The sequence below is a fragment of the Rhodothalassium salexigens DSM 2132 genome, from assembly GCF_004341375.1.
In the GTDB taxonomy this organism is placed as follows: Bacteria; Pseudomonadota; Alphaproteobacteria; order Sphingomonadales; family Rhodothalassiaceae; genus Rhodothalassium; species Rhodothalassium salexigens.
In genome coordinates this window covers 342,494-360,295 of sequence record NZ_SLXO01000003.1, presented here as the reverse complement: position 1 = coordinate 360,295, position 17,802 = coordinate 342,494, and the positions used below count along the sequence as shown (strand labels likewise).

The 17,802-nt window shown below is 69.5% G+C and carries 14 protein-coding genes; 7 read left to right on the top strand and 7 right to left on the bottom strand.

All coding sequences use genetic code 11. The annotated features are described in order from the left end of the window. The 4 genes from lgt (at position 1) to EV659_RS06220 (ending at position 3,788) form a co-directional block, all read left to right on the top strand. Positions 1–867, top strand: a complete 867-nt coding sequence (gene lgt, locus EV659_RS06235; protein WP_200287754.1) for a prolipoprotein diacylglyceryl transferase — start codon at positions 1–3, stop codon at positions 865–867. Further along, positions 864–1,970 (top strand): class I SAM-dependent methyltransferase, encoded by a 1,107-nt coding sequence (locus tag EV659_RS06230; RefSeq protein WP_132707978.1) that lies wholly within the window; start codon positions 864–866, stop codon positions 1,968–1,970. Before lgt ends, EV659_RS06230 begins: the two co-directional genes overlap by 4 nt. Next, positions 1,967–2,764: a peptidoglycan editing factor PgeF gene (pgeF, locus tag EV659_RS06225; RefSeq protein ID WP_132707977.1), complete on the top strand. Its 798-nt coding sequence runs from the start codon at positions 1,967–1,969 to the stop codon at positions 2,762–2,764. The genes EV659_RS06230 and pgeF overlap by 4 nt, the downstream gene beginning before the upstream one ends. 91 nt (positions 2,765–2,855) lie before the next feature. Next, positions 2,856–3,788: a ribose-phosphate pyrophosphokinase gene (locus EV659_RS06220; RefSeq protein ID WP_132707976.1), complete on the top strand. Its 933-nt coding sequence runs from the start codon at positions 2,856–2,858 to the stop codon at positions 3,786–3,788. A 341-nt stretch (positions 3,789–4,129) separates the two neighbouring features. Here EV659_RS06220 and fmt read toward each other — a convergent pair whose 3' ends face one another. Genes fmt through EV659_RS06205 form a run of 3 tightly spaced genes read right to left on the bottom strand, consistent with a single transcriptional unit; the run spans position 4,130 to position 6,217 of the window. Continuing rightward, positions 4,130–5,071, bottom strand: coding sequence for a methionyl-tRNA formyltransferase (fmt, locus tag EV659_RS06215; RefSeq protein ID WP_132708058.1), 942 nt, complete (start codon positions 5,069–5,071; stop codon positions 4,130–4,132). 13 nt (positions 5,072–5,084) lie between these two features. Then, entirely contained in the window at positions 5,085–5,609 is a 525-nt protein-coding gene (gene def / locus EV659_RS06210) for a peptide deformylase (RefSeq protein WP_132707975.1), read from the bottom strand. Between the two features lie 11 nt (positions 5,610–5,620). Beyond that, the gene (locus tag EV659_RS06205; RefSeq protein ID WP_132707974.1) at positions 5,621–6,217 is read right to left on the bottom strand and encodes a glutathione peroxidase; all 597 of its coding nucleotides are present in this window, start codon (positions 6,215–6,217) and stop codon (positions 5,621–5,623) included. 154 nt (positions 6,218–6,371) lie between these two features. On the opposite strand from EV659_RS06205, the gene EV659_RS06200 reads away from it, so the two are divergent. Together EV659_RS06200 and EV659_RS06195 are read left to right on the top strand one after the other, a co-directional pair. Further along, positions 6,372–8,105 (top strand): OPT family oligopeptide transporter, encoded by a 1,734-nt coding sequence (locus tag EV659_RS06200; RefSeq protein ID WP_200287757.1) that lies wholly within the window; start codon positions 6,372–6,374, stop codon positions 8,103–8,105. A gap of 25 nt (positions 8,106–8,130) precedes the next feature. Then, positions 8,131–8,655 (top strand): hypothetical protein, encoded by a 525-nt coding sequence (locus EV659_RS06195; RefSeq protein ID WP_132707973.1) that lies wholly within the window; start codon positions 8,131–8,133, stop codon positions 8,653–8,655. Between the two features lie 172 nt (positions 8,656–8,827). Here the strand turns inward: EV659_RS06195 and EV659_RS06190 are convergent, their stop codons facing one another. Continuing rightward, complete coding sequence (locus tag EV659_RS06190) at positions 8,828–12,019, bottom strand: efflux RND transporter permease subunit (protein WP_132707972.1); 3,192 nt, start codon at positions 12,017–12,019, stop codon at positions 8,828–8,830. A 15-nt stretch (positions 12,020–12,034) separates the two neighbouring features. Continuing rightward, a complete protein-coding gene (locus EV659_RS06185; RefSeq protein WP_132707971.1) occupies positions 12,035–13,276 on the bottom strand; it encodes an efflux RND transporter periplasmic adaptor subunit in 1,242 nt (413 codons plus the stop codon). A 322-nt stretch (positions 13,277–13,598) separates the two neighbouring features. Between EV659_RS06185 and EV659_RS06180 the strand changes: the two genes are divergently transcribed. Further along, complete coding sequence (locus EV659_RS06180) at positions 13,599–14,408, top strand: aspartyl protease family protein (RefSeq protein ID WP_165878756.1); 810 nt, start codon at positions 13,599–13,601, stop codon at positions 14,406–14,408. A gap of 108 nt (positions 14,409–14,516) precedes the next feature. Here the strand turns inward: EV659_RS06180 and EV659_RS06175 are convergent, their stop codons facing one another. Both EV659_RS06175 and EV659_RS06170 read right to left on the bottom strand, forming a co-directional pair. Further along, the gene (locus EV659_RS06175) at positions 14,517–15,146 is read right to left on the bottom strand and encodes a copper chaperone PCu(A)C (RefSeq protein ID WP_132707969.1); all 630 of its coding nucleotides are present in this window, start codon (positions 15,144–15,146) and stop codon (positions 14,517–14,519) included. A gap of 154 nt (positions 15,147–15,300) precedes the next feature. Beyond that, positions 15,301–17,631 (bottom strand): alpha/beta hydrolase domain-containing protein, encoded by a 2,331-nt coding sequence (locus tag EV659_RS06170; protein ID WP_132707968.1) that lies wholly within the window; start codon positions 17,629–17,631, stop codon positions 15,301–15,303. Positions 17,632–17,802 lie beyond the last annotated feature (171 nt).

The following is a 17,802-nucleotide window of genomic DNA, read 5'->3' as shown; positions in this document are numbered from 1 at the left end:
GTGTTGTCCTTTCCGCCGCCCCTGGTGATCGACTATCCCAACATCGACCCCGTGCTGGTGGAGATCGGCCCGTTCCCGATCCGCTGGTACGCGCTGGCCTATTTCTTCGGCATCCTGCAGGCCTATTTCTACGCCCGCGCCTTGGTCGGCCGGCTGCGCGCGCCGATCAGCCGCCAGCATCTGGACGACTTTATCCTGTGGGCGACGCTCGGCATCGTCGCCGGCGGCCGGCTCGGCTATGTGCTGTTCTACAACCCCGGACGGTTCCTGGCCGAACCGCTCAGCATCTTCGCGCTATGGGACGGCGGCATGTCGTTCCACGGCGGCCTGACCGGCGTGATCGTCGCCGCGATCCTGTTCACCCGCGCCAATGGCATCCCGCCCATGCGCTTCGGCGACATGCTCGCCTGCACCGCCCCCATCGGGCTGCTGCTCGGCCGGCTGGCCAATTTCATCAATGGCGAACTGTGGGGCCGGCCCACCGACGTACCCTGGGCCATGGTGTTCCCCGCCGACCCGCTCCAGGTGCCGCGCCACCCGAGCCAGCTCTATGAAGCCGCCCTCGAAGGCGTGGCGCTGTTCGCGCTGGTCAACGTCCTCGCCTACACCACGCGCCTGGGCCAGCGCCGGCCGGGCGTGCTGACCGGCGTGTTCCTGGCCGGCTATGGTGCGGCACGGTTCGCGGTCGAATATGTGCGCTCGCCCGACCCGCAACTCGAAGGGCTGGCGCGGTCGTTCCTGTCCATGGGGCAGTTGCTGTCGCTGCCGATGATCCTGGCCGGCGCGGCGATCATCGTCTGGGCATGGCGCCGGGCGCCGCAGCCCGAGCCCCGCGACCGGGCCACCCCCCGCCAGGGGGCGGCATGACCGCCGCGCCAGCCCCCGCCGACGGGCCGCTCGGCCGCCATATCCGCGACCTGATCGCGGCGGCGGGGCCATTGCGGATCGACCAGTACATGACCGAGGTGCTGCTGCACCCGGTCCACGGCTATTACGCCCAAGGCCGGCGCGTCGGCGCCGAGGGTGACTTCACCACCGCGCCCGAGATCAGCCAGATGTTCGGCGAACTGATCGGCCTGTGGCTGGCCGACCGCTGGCAGGCCATGGGCGCGCCGGCGCCGGTGCGGCTGGTCGAACTGGGCCCCGGGCGCGGGACGTTGATGGCCGACATCCTGCGCGCCCTGCGGGTGCTGCCAGCGCTCGGCGACGCCCTCGACCTGCACCTGGTGGAGAGCAACCGCGACTTCCGCACCGCCCAGCGCGACCGCGGCCTGCCCGCCACCTGGCACGATACGCTGGACACGGTGCCGGCGGGCCCGCTGCTGCTGATCGCCAACGAATTCTTCGACGCGCTGCCGATCCGGCAATGGCTGTGGCTGGGCAGCGGCTGGGCCGAGCGCGCGGTCGGGCTGGACAAACAGACCGACCGGCTGGTGTTCACCACCCTCGGCGCCGACGCCGACGCACCGCCTTTACCAGCGACACCGCCGCCCGCCGGCGCCATCGCCGAGCGCTGCCCGGCGGCCATGGCGCACGCGCACGCGATCGCCAGGCGGCTGGCGCGCGATGGCGGGGCAGCGTTGATCGTCGACTATGGCTATGCCGGCCCGGGCTGGGGCGACACCTTCCAGGCGGTGGCCGCACACCGCCCGGTCGACCCGCTGACCGCCCCCGGTGCCGCCGACCTGACCGCCCATGTGAATTTCGCCGCCCTGGCCCACACAGCCCGCGCCGGCGGCGCGGCGGCGCTCGGCCCGGTGGACCAGGGCCGGTTCCTCGACCAGTTGGGGCTTGGGCTGCGCGCGGCCGCCCTCAAGGCGCGGGCCAGTGCCGCCCAGGCCGCCGCCATCGACGCCGCCGTGGCACGGCTGACCGCACCCGAGCAGATGGGCACGCTGTTCAAGGCGCTCGCCCTCACCGGCCCCGATGCCCCCGTGCCGCCGGGCTTTGCAGCGGAGCCCGCCCGATGACCGAGCCATGCGGGCCCGCGCCCACACAATCCCCTGACCCGGTGACCGCGCCGGCGCTCGACCGGCCGGGGCTCGCCCACGGCTTCTTCACCCGCCAGGGCGGCGTGTCGACGGGGCTTTACGCCGGCCTCAACTGCGGCCCGGGGTCCGCCGACAAGCCGCTGGCGGTGGCCGAGAACCGGCGCCGGGCAGCGGCAGCGCTCGGGCTCGACACGGCGGCGACGCTGTATCAGGTCCACGGCGCGGACGTGTTCGTGCTCGACCGGCCCGACCAGGCCGACGCGCGCCCCAAGGCCGACGCCATCGTCACCCGGCTGAGCCGCGTGGCCATCGGCGTGCTGACCGCCGACTGCGCGCCGGTGCTGCTGGCCGATCCCGACGCCGGGGTGATCGGCGCGGCGCACGCCGGCTGGCGCGGCGCGGTCGCCGATGTCACCGGCGCCGCCCTCGCCGCCATGGTCGAATTAGGCGCCGAGCGCGCCCGCGTCGTCGCCGCCATCGGCCCGTGCATCGCCCAGGCGGCCTATGAGGTCGGCGACGAGGTGCGCGACGCCGTCGTCGCTGCGGGCGGCGCATCCGGCCTGTTCGCGCCCGGCGCCCAAGCGGGCAAATGGCAGTTCGACCTGGCCGGTCTGGTGGCCGCGCGGCTCAAGGCTGCGGGCGTCGGGCGGGTGGTGCGCCTCGACCTCGACACCTATGGCGCGCCCGAGCGCTTCTTCAGCTACCGCCGCGCCACCCACCGGGGCGAGACCGACTATGGCCGCCAGATCAGCCTGATCGCCCGGGCCCGCTAGCCCCCTCGACCAATGGGCGAGGACGGCCCCCTTGAACGATCGGGTTGCGTCGGCTAAGCCACGCCTGCGCCGCAACAGGAGCCTGTCGCCCATGAAGATTGTCGCCGGGAATTCCAACCCCCAGATCGCCGAAGCCATCGGGGCTTATCTCAACATCCCGCTCACCAAGGCCAGTGTCCGCCGGTTTTCCGACCAGGAAGTGTTCGTCGAGGTGCAGGAGAACGTACGCGGCGAGGACGTGTTCGTGATCCAGTCCACGTCCTACCCGGCGAACGACCATTTGATGGAATTGCTGGTCATCATCGATGCCCTGCGCCGTGCCTCGGCGCGTCGGATCACCGCCGTGCTGCCCTATTTCGGCTATGCCCGGCAGGACCGCAAACCCGGGCCGCGCACGCCGATCTCGGCCAAGCTGGTGGCCAATCTGATCACCACCGCCGGCGCCGACCGGGTGCTGACCATCGATCTGCACGCCGGTCAGATCCAAGGCTTCTTCGACATCCCCACCGACAATCTCTACGCCCTGCCGGTGCTGTGCCGCGATATCGAGGAACGCTATCAGGGCCAGAAGCTGATGATCGTGTCGCCCGATGTGGGCGGCGTGGTGCGCGCGCGCCAGTTCGCCAAGCGGCTGAAGGCGCCCCTGGCGATCATCGACAAGCGCCGTGAGTCGGCCAACACGTCGGAAGTGATGAACATCATCGGCGACGTGTCGGGCCACACCTGCTTGATGGTCGACGACATCGTCGACACCGCCGGCACGCTGTGCAACGCCGCCGACGCGCTGCGCCAGGCCGGCGCCGAGGATGTGTCGGCCTATGTGAGCCATGGTGTGCTGTCGGGCGGCGCGGTGGCGCGCCTCGGTGCCAGCGCGCTCAAGGAACTGGTGATCACGGACTCGATCCACGCCACCGAGGCGGTGCGGGTCAGCCAACGGGTGCGGCGCATCTCGGTCGCGCCCCTGATCGCCGAGGCGATGAACCGCATCAGCCACGAAACCAGCGTCTCCAGCCTGTTCGACTGAGCCGGTCGCCGCGCCCTGTGATCGACCGCGGCGCGGCGCCCTCTCACTGGCGACCAAGCCTCGCAGGCGGCCATTGGATCGCGTCGGTGGCGCTCGCGATGACGGCGGAAGCCAAGCCCGCCACACCGTGCCCCACCGTCGCCATGGCGAGCGGAAGCGAAGCCATCCAACTGACGGCCGCGACCGACACCCGCCGACAGGCGGCAGGACGCAACCGCCCACAGGGTAACCGGCAGCGCAGACGGCAAGCGGCGATTGGGTCGCGTCGCTGGCGCTCGCGACAACGGCGAGGGGGGAAGATGTTTGGCCGGACCTGCCCGGGCGCCCGGGCACGCCGGCGCTCAAGCCGCCGGTTCGGTCTGGCCCAACACGGTGCCCGGCGGCAGGGCGAAGCCGCGCAGCAGGGTCTCGGCGTCCATGGGCGCACGGCCGGCCCGTTGCGCCACCGTCACCCGCAGTACGCCGGTGCCGCAAGCGACCCGCAACTGATCGTCGAGAACGGTTCCGGGCACCGCACCGCGCTCACCCGACGCTTCGGGCACCCCCATCAGCACTTTCAGCCGGCCGGCCGGGGTTTCGGTCCAGGCGCCGGGCTGCGGGTTGAGCGCGCGCACCTGCCGGTCGACCCGCTCGGCCGACGCCGACCAGTCGATCCACGCCTCGGCCTTGTCGATCTTGGCCGCATAGGTGACGCCGTCGGCGGGTTGCGGCAACGGCTTCAGGGCGCCCATGGCATAGGCACGCAGGCTCGGCACCAGCAGGTCGGCGCCCATATAGGCGAGCCGGTCGTGCACATCGGCATTGGTGTCTTCGCCGCCGATGGCGGTGCGTTCCTCGGCCAGCACCGGGCCGGTGTCGAGCCCCTTGTCCATGACCATGATCGACACGCCGGTCTCGACGTCGCCTTCGAGGATCGCCCGGTGGATGGGGGCGGCGCCACGCCAGCGCGGCAGCAGGCTGGCGTGCACATTGACGCAGCCGAGCCGCGGCGCCTTGAGGATCGCCGGGGGCAGGATCTGGCCATAGGCGGCGACCACCGCCACGTCGAGATTGAGCGCCGTGAACGCCGCCTGTTCGTCCGGGTCCTTGAGCGAGCCGGGCGTGCGCACCGGTACGCCGAGCCGTTCGGCCTCTTTGTGCACGGCGCTTTTCTGAAGCTTTTTGCCGCGTCCGGCGGGGCGCGGCGGCTGGGTGTAGACCTGCACCACCTGATAGCCGGCGTCGTGCAGGGCGGTCAGGCTGGGCACGGCAAAGCCCGGCGTGCCCATGAAGGCGACCCGCAGATTGCTCATCGGATCACAAAACCTCGACGGCTTGGTCGCGCTGCGCCTTCTTGATCTTCTTGACGATCATGCTGCGTTTCAGCCGCGACAGATGGTCGATGAACAGCGTGCCGTCCAAATGGTCCATCTCGTGCTGGATGACCGTGGCCAGCAGGTCGTCCGCCGCCACCTCGCACGGGGCGCCCGACCGGTCCAGATAGCGCACCGTGACCCGCGCCGGGCGCTCCACCTCGGCATAGTGGCCGGGGATCGACAGGCAGCCCTCGTTGTAGACACTGCGCGCGTCGTCGGCCCACACAAGCTCGGGATTGACGAACACCTGCGGGCTGCGCTCCTCGCCCTCGCCGGACACGTCGCACACGAACAGCCGGCGCGGCACCGCCACCTGTATGGCCGCCAGGCCGATGCCCGGCGCTTCGTACATGGTCTCCAGCATGTCGTCGATCAGCCTGTTCAGCTCGTCGTCGACCCGCTCGACCGGCTCGGAGGTCTCCCGCAGCTTTTCGTTGGGGACCGTAATGATATCCAAACTCGCCATGGGCTGGAGATTTAGTCGCCCTTGCGGTCGCTGGCAAGCGTCTCGGCGGCCGGCAACACGCGCTCGATGGCGGCGGTCAGCTTGGCGGCATCGGGCTTGACCGACGACGCAAATGCCGCCACCGGCTGGCCGTCCGGGCCGATCAGATATTTGTGAAAATTCCACTTGGGTGCCTGGCGCTTGCCCATCGCCCCGGCCAGCCACTGGTAGAGCGGGTGGGCGTCGTCGTCGGTGACGTCGAGGCGCGTGGTCATCGGGAAGGTGATGCCGTAATTGACCTCGCAGAACTCCTTGACCTTGCCGTCGTCGCCATACTCCTGGTCGAAGCTGGCCGAGGGCACGCCCAGCACCACGAAACCGGCGTCGGCATAGCGCTCGTGGAGCGCCTGCAGGTCGCCATACTGGTTGGTGAAGCCGCAGAAACTGGCGGTATTGACCAGCAGCACCGCCTTGCCGCGATACTGCGCCAGGTCCATGGGCTCGCCGCCGATGGACGGCACGGTGAAGTCGTGCAGGCTTTGGCCGGTCGCGGCCCGCAGCGACGGGGCGGCGATGGCGGCAATGGCCACACTCAGGGCCAGCAGCACGCGGCGAAACGGCAGGGTCATGGGAAGCCTCCTTGGCAGACGGTTGGCGTCGACGAAGATACGCCCAGCGCCACCGGGCGGATCAGCCGTTCGAGCGCTTTACCGTCCGCATGATCTTGGCGGCGGCGACCCCGCCTGCTAGGGGGAGGGTCGTTCACGTTCAGGAGTGGTATCCGTGTCCGAATCCCTGCCCCCGTCGGCGTCCACCCACCGCGCCTATCCCGCTTATCCCGAACTGAGTTGGCACGCCGTGTTTACCGGTTGGGTGCTCGGCATCGTCATCTCGGTGTCGATCGGCTTCGCAGCGCTCAAGCTGGGTTTCTCCATCGAAGGCTCCGAACTGGCGGCGATCCTGGGCTTCGGCATTCTGCGCGGGCTGTTCGGGCGCAAGTCGATCGTCGAGAACAATGTGGCGCAGACGGTGGCCAGTGCGGTCAACGGCGCCTCGTCGGGGATCATGTTTTCGGTGCCGGCGATCTTCCTGCTCGGCCACCAGGACCAACTGAACCCCGCTCTGCTCGCCTTCGGCTGCATCGCCGGTGCGTTCCTGGGCATCGCCTTCATCGTGCCGCTGCGCAAGCAGATGATCGACTTCGAGCGGCTGACCTATCCCGGCGGCGTGGCGGTGGCGACGATCCTGAAATCGCCCGGCGCCGGCGTGCGCAAGGCGCAATTGCTGGTCGGCGCGGCCGTGTTCAGCGGCGGCTTGCACGCGCTCAGCCTCGGCGCCGGCGTCGACAATTGGGCGCTCGGCGACTGGCTCGGCCTGCCCTCCTATCTCAACGCCACCTGGTATCTGTCGCTGATGACCGTGGGCGTCGGCTTCATCGCCGGGCGCGGCGGCATCGCCTTCATCCTCGGCGGCTTCGTGGTCTGGTGGATCTTGTCGCCGCTGCTCGCCGCCACCGGCGCCTTCCCCGTCGACGAGGCCGGGGCGGTGATCGACACGCCCGACGGCCTGCGCGGCCTGATCTATCGCCCGCTCGGCATCGGCATGTTGATCGGCGGCGCGATCATGGGCGTGTTGCTGGCCCTGCCCTTGATCCGCTCGGCGATCAAGTCGATGTCGGATGCCAGCAAGGCGGGCACCGGCGCGAGCGAGGAATTGCCGGTCAAGCTGCTTTATGTAGGCATCGCCGGCGCCACCGTGCTGCTCACCTTCATGGCGGTCAATTCGGTGGAGACGGTGGGCCTTGGCCGCGGCATCGCCATGGCGGTGCTGGGTACGCTGTGGATCTGGATGTCGGGCATCATCCTGTCGGAAGCCATCGGGCGCACCAACTGGTCGCCGCTGTCGGGGATGACGTTGATCGCGGTGACCTTGCTCCTGCTGATCGTCTCGGGCCTCGACGACGCCGACGCCATCGTCGCTGCGGTGATGGTCGGCGGCGCCACCTGCGTGGCCATGAGCCAGGCCACCGACCTGATGCTCGACATGAAGACCGGCTATCTGGTCGGTGCCACGCCGCGCCGCCAGCAGATGGCGCAGTTCGTCGGCGCCTGGCTCGGCCCGATCGTGGTGATCGGCGTGGTCTATGTGCTGCACGACGTCTATGTGCTGGGCAGCGACGCCCTGCCGGCGCCCCAGGGCCAGGCGCTCGCCTCCACCGTCGAAGGCATTCTGGGCGGCGACGTGCCGACCGAGAAATATGTCGCCGGTGCGCTCATGGGCGCCCTGCTCACCGCCAGCCAAGGCGGCCTGGGGATCCTGGTGGGGCTCGGCTTCTACCTGCCGTTCAACGTGGTGCTGACCTACGCCATCGGCACCGCGCTGCGGCTGTCGGCCAACCGCTGGAAGGGCAGCGACTGGGCCGACCACACCGGCGTGCCGATCGCCGCCGGCTTCATCATCGGCGAGGCCTTGGTCGGCGTCGGCTACGCGCTGACCATGATCGCCCAGAGCACCTGAGCCGCCGCTTCCGGAGACACTTGCCATGACCCCGCTTCCCGCCATCCTGATCGCGTTGGGCTTTTTGGGCGCCGCCTATACCGCCTCGCTCGACCCCGAAACGCTCGCCTGGCCGCGTTTTCTGGTCTTCCTGGGCGTCGGCATCGCCGGCGTGGTGTGGCTCAAGCGGCGCCAGAAAGCCGCCGCCACCGACCCCGAGGCGGTGGCCAGCGGCCGCGCCGCCCTCGACGAGACCATCGCCCAGGTGATCGACGATCTGGCCCAGATCGACGCGCGCAAGACAAGCCTCGACGGCGACGCCCTGCGCGCCGAGATCGACGACCGGCTGCGCGCCCCGCTCGCCCGGTTCGCCGACGCGCGCGGTTCGATGATCGCCCACTCGGGCATGACCGCCTATGCCGCGGTGATGAGCGCCTTCGCCTCGGGCGAGCGGGCGTTGAACCGCGCCTGGTCGGCCTCGGCCGACGGCTATACGGGCGAGGCGCATGCCAGCCTGACCCGCGCGCTCGCCGCCTTCCGCGACACCCGGCGTCTGCTCGACAGCCACTGACCGGTTGCGCCGGCCGGCTCTGAAGGGGCTGGCCGGACCTCTCTTCCCGGGGCCGCTGAGCCCCCCGGCGCGCGCATGACGACCAAACAAATCGGGCCGGCCCCATGGCAGGGCCGGCCCGTTGGTCTTGAGCGCTTGCCGCGGCACAGCCTGTCCGCCGCGGCGCTTGGGCTTATTCGGCCGGCACCCCCTCGCCGCCGGTGTCGCCCGACGGATGATGCTCGTGGGCGTGGGAGCCGAAGGCCCCCCGGCGCTTGCCCTTGAAGATCCGTGCCGCCGCCCGGTTGATGTCCACGCCGACGCCATAGAGGGCCGGCACCAGGACCAGCGTCACCGCCGTCGCCAGCAGCACGCCGAAGCTGAGCGCCACCACCGTGGGCTTGAGGAACTGCGCCTGGGTCGAGCGCTCGGCCATGATCGGGATAAGACCGATAAACGTGGTCACCGAGGTCACCACGATGGGCCGGAACCGCGACACCCCGGCCTCGACCAGCGCGTCGAAGGCGCCGAGCCCCTTGTCGCGCAGCCGGTTCACATAGTCGACCAGCACCAGATTGTCGTTGATCACCACCCCGGCGGCCGCGCCGATGCCGAAATAGCTGAACAGCCCCATGGACAGGCCGAAGATCAGGTGACCATAGACCGCGCCCATGAAGCCGAACGGGATCGCCGTCAGGATCAACAGCGGCAGCATATAGGACCGGAACGCCACCGCGATCAGCGCGTACATCAGAAACAGCGCCAGGGTGTAGAGCGCAAAGATCTCTTCCATGAACTGCTGCTGGCCCTCGGCCGCGCCGATGGCGCCGCGCTTGGCCTCAGGGTAGCGCTTCTCCCAGTCGGGGAAGAAGGTCTCGTCCAGGTCCTTCATGATCTCCTGGCGCTTTTCGGCCGGCAGGTCGGCGGTGACCACCACCGAGCGGAAGCCCTCGCGCCGGTTGATCCGCTGGATGCCCGGCGCAAACGCGACGTCGGCGACCGAGAACAGCGGGATCTGACGGCCGTCGTCGGTGCGCACCCGGAAGTCCTCCAGGCTGTCCAGGCTCTCCCGGTCGGCCTCGGGATAGCGCACATAAACCCGCACATCGTCGCCCTCGCGCGGCAAGCGCTGCACCTCCTCGCCGAAATAGGCCTGGCGGATCTGGCGCGACACGTCAGACAGCGTCAGCCCGAAACGCTGGGCATTGGGCTTGAGCTCGATCTGCAATTCGTCGGTGCTGCTTTGCAAATTGTCGCGCGCGTCGAACACCGCGTCATAGGTCATCAACTTGGCCCGCAAGTCGGCCGCCGCCACGCGCAAGGTGTCGAGATCGGGGTGGTTGATCGAGAATTGCAGACCGTCGTCGCCCTGGTTGAGGGTGAAGGACGTGTCCACCTCTTCAGCGTCGGGAATGTCGCCGATCAGGTCCTTGAGCCGCTCGGCCACCTGCTTCGACGGCATGCCGCGCACCTCGGGCGGCGCCAGTTGCACGAACGCCTCCACCTGGGTCGGCCGGGCCAGCGTGAACCAGTTCTGGACCAACTCCACGTCTTCGTTCTCGGCACTCTCGGCGCGGAACTCGGCCTGAAGCTGCCGCTCGGCCGCCTGCAACTGGTCGAGCACTTCGAGCGCGCGGGAATAGGGCGTGCCTTCGGGCAGGGTGACGCTCATCTGGATGAACTCGCTCTCCACCTCGGGCATGAAGCTCGACTTGAGCCAGCCGGTGGACAGCACGCCGACGCTGAGGATGAAGAAACCCATGAACGCCGCCACGGTCACATACCGCGCCTTGAGCGCGCGCTCGACCAACGGTCGATAGAGGTGGGTCGCGGTGCGGTTCATGGCGTGGGCCAGCTTGGTCTGGAACGCCAGCAACGGCCCGAGCCAACCCTTGGGCCGCGTCTCCTCCTTCAGATTGGCCAGGTGGGCGGGCAGGATCAGCAGCGCCTCGATCAGCGAAAAGACGAGCGAAAACACCACGATCAACGAAATCTGCCGGGTGATCTGAGTGTCCTCGCCGCTCAGGAACATCCACGGCAGAAACGCGATCATCGAGGTCAGCACGGCGAAGATCACCGGCTTGAGCACCATCTGCGTACCGATCACCGCCGCGTCCTGGCCCTTATAGCCCGATTCCGACATCCGGTGGATGCTCTCGCCGACGATGATCGCGTCGTCGACCACGATCCCGATGACCAGCAAAAAGGCAAACAAGGACAGCATGTTGAGCGACACGTCATTGCCCGGCAGCAGGATGAACGCGCCGGCAAACGCGGTCGCGATGCCAAGCGTCACCCACAAGGCCACCTTGGGCCGCAGGGTCAAGATCAGCACCAGGAACACCAGCCCCAGACCCATCAGCGCCGAGGATGAGATCAACTCCATGCGATCCTTGAAGATATCGGAATTGTCCTGCCACATGGTCACCTGGACACCGGGCGGCAGATAGCGCTGGGCGTTTTCGTCGAGCCAGGTGGTGACCACCTCGGACAACTCGACCACATTGACCCGATCGGCGCCCTGGACGTCGATCAGCACCACGTTCTGGCCGTTGAACCGGACCAGCGCTTCCTCGCTTTCGAAGCCGTCGATCACCGTCGCCACGTCGCCGACCCGGATGGTGCCGCCGTCGGCGGTCTGGCGCAGCACGATGTCCTCGAATTCCGCTTCGGAATCGGCGCGGTTGCGCACCGTCAGCCCGACCGTGCCGTGCTGGGTGCGCACGGTGCCCGAGGACAGGTTGAGCGAACTGGCGCGGATCGCCTGGGCCACCTGGTTGAAGGTCAGGCCATAGCGGCGCAACGCCTCTTCCGACAGTTCGATGGACACTTCCTCGTCGCGCACGCCGAACAGATCGGTGAGCGCGGCCCCGGGAAGCTGGGCGATCCGCCGCTCCATCTCCTCGGCGGCGTCCTTGAGCACCCGCTCGCTGGCGTTGCCATGGACGGCGACCCGAATGATCGGCGAGCGCCACACCTGCTGGCGCACCCGCGGCGGCTCCACGTCGCTGGGCAATGTGGAGATGGCGTCGACGCGCGCCTTCACGTCATTGATGAAGCCCGGCATGTCGATGCCCGGCCGGCCCTTGACGATTACCCGGCCGAAGCCCTCATAGGCCGTCGACTGGATGCGGTCCACATTGTCGAGCCCGTTCATCGCCTGCTCGACACGGATCAGGATCTGATCCTCCACCTCGGTGGGCCCGGCGCCGGGCCAGGTCACCGTCACCTCCACATTGGTGGTCTCGAAGGTCGGCCAGACCTCGCGGTCCATATTGGTGAACGCCAGCGCGCCGGCCAGGATGATGCCGAACATCATCAAATTGGCGGCGACCGGATTGCGCGCCCACCAGGCGACGATGCCGCGATGCTCTTTCTTGGTCATGCTGCAATCCCCGCCTTAAAAGCCGCCGCCGGGCATGGACGTGCTGCCCATGGCCTGGGCCGCGCCGGTTGCCACGTCGGACTCGCCCGCCGCGCCGCGCTGCATGGCCTCGACCGCCATGCCGGCGATCGGGTTGCGCACCGGCGACACCACGACCCGCTCACCGGGCACCACGCCGGCCGTGGCCAGCACCCGTTGTTCGTTGCTATCGGCCACCTCGACCTGCCGGATCTCCAGCTTGTCGTCGTCATTGACCACATAGACCGTGTCGGTATTGCGCAAACCGGCGCGTGGGAAGCGGAACGCCGGGTCGATCCGCCGGCCGTCGAGTTCGGCATTGACGAACAGCCCCACCGCCATGGGCACGCCGTCGTCGGTGTTGGCGCCATAGGGATCGTCCAGTTCGGCCAGCGCATAGACGAGCCGGGTCTCGGCATCCACCTGAGCGTTGATGCGCTTGAGCTTGCCGGTCCAGTGGCGCAGCTTGCCGCCCACTTCGGCGCTGAACCGCACTTCGGGCTCGGCGCCCGGTTCGGGTACATAGCCGATGGTCAGACCGAGCTTACCCAACTGGGCGTCGGTCAAGGGCAGGCGGACCTGCACCGTCTCGGTCGAAAACACCCGGCCCAATCGCGTGCCGGGCGAGACGAACTGGCCCAGGTCGGCGGCCTTCTCGGTCACCCGACCGGCGAACGGCACGGTGATCTTGGTGCGCTGCAGATTGACCTGGGCGTTGGCCACATTGGCTTCGGCCGCCGCCACGTCGGCGCGGCGTTCGGCCAGATGGGGCCGGCGCAGAGCCAGATCTTCGGGCCGGTCGGACTTGCGCAGTTCGTCCCAGTCCCACTGCTTGCGCCGGATCTCGGCATTGGCCTCTTCTTCGGCCAACAGACGCTCGGACTGCGCAAGCTGGCTCTTGGCCTGCATCAGCGCCAGTTGATAATCCGAGTCGTCGAGCCGGACCAGGGTTTCACCGGCCGTCACATGGCCGCCCTCGACGAATTGATCGGACACGGCGACGATCTTGCCGCCCACCTGCGGCACCAGATCGATCGCCGTGCGCGGCTGCACTTCGCCCTGGGTTCGCACCGTCAACACCGCGGCGGTCCGCTCCACCGTTTCGGTGAACAGGCGCGCCACCTGTGCCTCGGGCGCCTTCTTCTTCGGTTCCGGCTTGGTCGCCGACAAAGTGATCACCGCAGCGATCGCCACGGCTAGGATCACCACGACCCCCAGGATCTGAAAAATCGGTTTCACGCGCGTATCCTCTTTCGCTGTCGTCGTGGGCCGGGTGCACGCCCGGACCTGTTATTGACCTTATACGCCCGACACGCTTTTCCGGTGTCATGCGTGTGGCCTTTTCTCGCTCGTTTATCAGATAATCGACCACATGACCGACCTTGTATCATACAGGGATATCTCATTTCTATATATAATTCGGTTGAGCCGGGCGGCATGCGCCGGGCGCCGGGTGGGCGGCGCCGTCGTTCGCCTGCTGGCGGTTCTGGCCCTGTGGGCGGCCGCATGCCCGGGGCTGGCGGCGGAGGACGCAGCGTCGAGGGCTTTGGCCCGGGTGCCCATGCGGTCGGTGGGGGGCGCCCTGGTCGTCGACGTGCGCGTGGGCGAGGCCGGACCCTTCGCTTTCCGGCTGGACACGGCGGCCCACCAGACCGCCATCTATCGGCGCCTCGTCGGCCGACTCGGGCTCGACCGGTCGGCCTCGGGGCCGGTGACGGTCTTGGGCACGGGCGGGCGTCGCCTGGTCCCGCGCTATCGGCTGGGGCGGCTGGGTATCGGCGGCGTCGAACACCGTCTGGACAGCGTCGCCGCCCTACCCGTGTCCGCCGATCCGGGCGAGCCGCTCTATGGGGTTCTCGGCCAGGACTTTCTGCTGCGCTATGCCGTCGAACTGGATGGCCCCGGCCGCTGCCTGCGGCTTTATGCGCGACGCAGCGGCGTGCCGGGCGCCCCTGGCGCGGTCTATGACGACCACCCCCTGCACGCCGTCACCGGCCGGCTGGTCAGCGTCCGCGCGCGCCTCGGTGGCACCCGGGTGCGAGCGCTGGTCGACACCGGGGCGGTGCGGAGCGTGCTCAACCCGGCGGCGGCCCAGGCACTGACCCTCGCGCCCGGCCGGGCGGCGCGTGTCACCGGCATCGACGGCACCGCCACATCGGTGACCGTGACCGACGACGCGCTGACGGTTCATCTGGGCGACCGGGCGCTGGGGCAGACACGCCCGGCGGTGGGCGCACTCCCGATCTTCCGCTCGCTCGGCCTGACCGACGCCCCGGCGATGATCCTGGGCACCGACCTGTTGGCCGCGCACACGATCCTTTTCGATTGGCAGGCCATGCGGCTGCGCTGGCGCCGACCGTCGCCGCGCTGATCTGCCTCGACCGGCGCCGGCCGAAGCCCCGCCAAGCACGCAGGCTCGCCGGGACCAGGCCCGGCACCGGCGGCCCACCCGAGGCCAGCACGCCGGATGCCCGCACCGTCAGTGGTGGTGTTCCACGGTCGCCCGGCCGTACTGGGGTTGATGGCCGATCGGCTTGACCGGCACGTCCACCGTGACCGCCCCGGCCCGGTCGAAGTGCAGCACCAGCGTGACCATGCGCCCGGGCTCAAACGGCGCCTGGAGCCCCTTGAACATCAGGTGTTTGCCGCCGGGCTCGAAGAGCGCGGCATCGCCTGCGGCCACGGCCACATGATCGAGCGGCTGCATGCGCACCCGGTCGCCCTCGCGCACGGTCTCATGCAATTCGACCCGCTCGGCGGCCGGGCTGCTGACCCCGACCAGACGGTCGGCGGCGTCGCCGCGGTTCCACACCATCAAATAGCCGGCCGCCACGTCCGCGCTTGGCGGAGCCTGACGCACCCACGCATTGGACAGGCGAATCGCTCCCGCCGCGTGGTCATGGTCATGGTCAGTATCGTGGACATGGTCATGCGCTTGGGGCGCGTCGGCGTTGTGGTCATGCGTGTGGTGGGCGGCGGCGTCTTCATGCGCATGGTCGTGCGCCTCGCCCGGGCCGGGCGGGTGCGCGGCAACGGCGAAAACCGCCAAGAACAGCGCCAGAAACCGGGGGCTGACTAGGGGACTAAAGCGCAGGGTCGCCATCAACATCGCTATTCCTTACTTCATCGCGTCGCGGGGTTGGATCGCGAAGCGGGCACGTTCGCACCGCGTCGCCGGCTCATTTGCGTCGCGTCGCGGGCGCGTTTGCGCCCCGTCGCGAACGTGCGTCGCGTCGTCGGGCCGGGGCATCCGCCGGGCACGGTCACAGGGCGTCATCGGCCGACAGATAGCCGCAACCGAGCGCACCGTCCGGGCGCGCCATCACCCGATCATAAAGCCCGGTCCAGTCGGCGACAATGTCGCCGATTTCCTCGCGTCGCACAAAGCCCGCCTCGGCGAACGCTTCCACGGCCCGGCGGAACCGCGCCTCGAAGTCGCCGCGTCCGTCATAGCGTTCGCCGAGCGACGGCCGGCGGTCGTCGTCGGCCAGCCGGTCGGCGCGCGTCGCCGCGAACGGATGAAAGCTGCCCAACCAGCGCGAAATCGCCGCCGGGCCGCCGGTGGTCAGGCTGCGCGGGTTCCAGCCCAGATGACTGCCGAGCGGCACCGCCAGGTGCGGCAAGCCGACACCGCCGCGGTCGTTGCCGTCGCCATCGGGCATGGGCACCAGCGTGCGATAGGTGCCCATGACCACCGGCGGCACCCGGTCGGCGATGCCGGTGGTGGCAAATCGCGGGCCGTGGTCGAGCAATGGCGGCATCAGCGGCCGGTCGGGGCGCAACGGCGCCAGCGCGTTGGGCAGCGCCTCGAAATAGGCCGCCGGCCGGCCGAGGGTGCCGTCGGCCACGCGCGGATAGCGGCTGGCCGGCGGGGCTGTGCCGTCCTGCGCCCAGGCACGCAGATGCTCCAGCAGCGCGCGCGCCACCGGGCGCTTGTCGATGGGGTTGACACAATAGCGCAGGCCTCGGCGCTCGGCCCAGCGGGCGTGGAAGTGCTGGGCGCCGAGGATCGCATAGACGCGCACCGTGTCGGCGGGCGGCGCCAAATCGGCGCGGCCCAGCGGCGTGGTGTGGATCAGACTGGCCGCGCGTGCCCAGTATTCGGCCGAGGAATTGGTGAAAAACAGCTTCGGGATCGCGCTGCGCCGCGCCGGTGCCGACCGCCCAGCGGCCGGGCCCGCCCCAACCGCCGCCGGCCCCGACCGGCCTTGGCCCGCGGGCGCCGGATCGCCAACCGGCGTCGAGGACGCACCCTGCGCAGACCTCTGCCCCGGCGTCTGCCCAGGCGCCTGGCCTGGCGCCTGGCCTGTTATCGGCCCACCCTCGCCGGCCGGCGCTGCCGCCATCTGGCGGCGCTCGATGGCGCGGGCAGCGTCCAGCAGGCTGGCATCCCGGCCGGTCAGCGGGTCGACGGTCGCGGTGGCGGAGAAGGGGAAATAATCGGTCGGATAGATCAGCTCTTCATACTGGCTGAAATGGCGGGTGGTCTGGGCGAAACGATGGTTGAAGCTGCCCTTGCCGGCGCCGGCGACGCGCACATAGCCGGCGTCGAACACCGATTGCCCGCGCGCGTCCACATGCAGGCCCTGGTGGACCATGGTGGCGATCAGCCGGCCCGACTGCGAATGGCCAAAGATCAGCGCGGTCTCCACCGGCTCGGCGGCACGGAAATGCGCCACCGCGTCCCGGATCGCCGCCAAGCCAAGCCCGGTGACGCGCGGCTCGACGGCAGTGGCCACCAGCTCGTAGATCTTGTCGGGTTGGAACGGTTGGTCAGCGGTCACATAGACGTCGCGGTCGACCAGCGACGCTTCCGGGCCGGCCACCGCCGCCGCCCCGCGATCACCCCCCGCTTCGGCCGCTGCCCCGGGGGCGGGCTCGGAAGCCGGGGCGGGGGCGGCATTCGGGGCGGGCCGGCCGAAGCGCCAGGTGTCGCGCGGCACCAGACGGCGCGGCGCATAGGGACTGTCGCGCACGGTCAGCACCGCGTGCGCCCGGTCGATCAGCGGATAGCCCCGGGCCGAGATGCCGGCGATGAACGCGGTGCGGCTGGGCTCGGGCACGTGAAATTCGTGCGCGATGCTGCCGGTCAGCGGCGTGCCCTCGGGGCTGCGGGCGATCGGCAGGTCGATGGACAGGCCGTCGCTGGCGGCCGGCACGTCCCAGTTCCAACCGCTCATCAACAGCGTATAGCCCTGGCGGAACAAAAACCGGTTGCCGGCATCGGCGAGACTGGCGGGGTCGTTGCCCGACCGCACCGAATTGAAAATCCCGAACACCGTCAGCCGGCCGCGATTGGTCACATCGTAGAGCAGCGTGGCATTGCCAGCGCCGCGCTCGGCCGGACGGAACAGCAGAAAGTCGCCGCTGAACCGGACCAGCCCGTCGCCGTCGCGCGGCGCCAGATCCAGGTCGACGATCGGCGCATTGTGCGGGCTTTCGGGATCGACCGCATAATGCAGGCGGCCGCGGATCTTCTCATAGGCCCCGACGGCGCCGAAACGATGGCCGTCGGCAAACGCCGTGCGCGACAGGATCTCGACCCGCTCGACCGCCGCCGAGGCCGGCCGGCCGGCCAGGCCCCCGACGAGCACCAACACCGCAAGGACAAGCAGCCCGGCCCAGCCCCGCAGGGCGGCTGAGACCCGCAAGGCGGCCGAGACCCGCAGACCCGCATGGGGCGGATGAGCGATCGGCAGCGGAACCGGGGACGACGGGGCGCTGGGAGGCGGGACGGTGAGAGACCGGGCGGCGGAAAAGCGGGC

Coding starts and splice junctions, on each gene's coding strand:
- EV659_RS06230 (WP_132707978.1), top strand. CDS start 864: ATGACCGCCGCGCCAGCCCCCGCCGACGGGCCGCTCGGCCGCCATATC.
- pgeF (WP_132707977.1), top strand. CDS start 1,967: ATGACCGAGCCATGCGGGCCCGCGCCCACACAATCCCCTGACCCGGTG.
- EV659_RS06220 (WP_132707976.1), top strand. CDS start 2,856: ATGAAGATTGTCGCCGGGAATTCCAACCCCCAGATCGCCGAAGCCATC.
- def (WP_132707975.1), bottom strand. CDS start 5,609: ATGGCGAGTTTGGATATCATTACGGTCCCCAACGAAAAGCTGCGGGAG.
- EV659_RS06205 (WP_132707974.1), bottom strand. CDS start 6,217: ATGACCCTGCCGTTTCGCCGCGTGCTGCTGGCCCTGAGTGTGGCCATT.
- EV659_RS06195 (WP_132707973.1), top strand. CDS start 8,131: ATGACCCCGCTTCCCGCCATCCTGATCGCGTTGGGCTTTTTGGGCGCC.
- EV659_RS06190 (WP_132707972.1), bottom strand. CDS start 12,019: ATGACCAAGAAAGAGCATCGCGGCATCGTCGCCTGGTGGGCGCGCAAT.
- EV659_RS06180 (WP_165878756.1), top strand. CDS start 13,599: ATGCGGTCGGTGGGGGGCGCCCTGGTCGTCGACGTGCGCGTGGGCGAG.
- EV659_RS06175 (WP_132707969.1), bottom strand. CDS start 15,146: ATGTTGATGGCGACCCTGCGCTTTAGTCCCCTAGTCAGCCCCCGGTTT.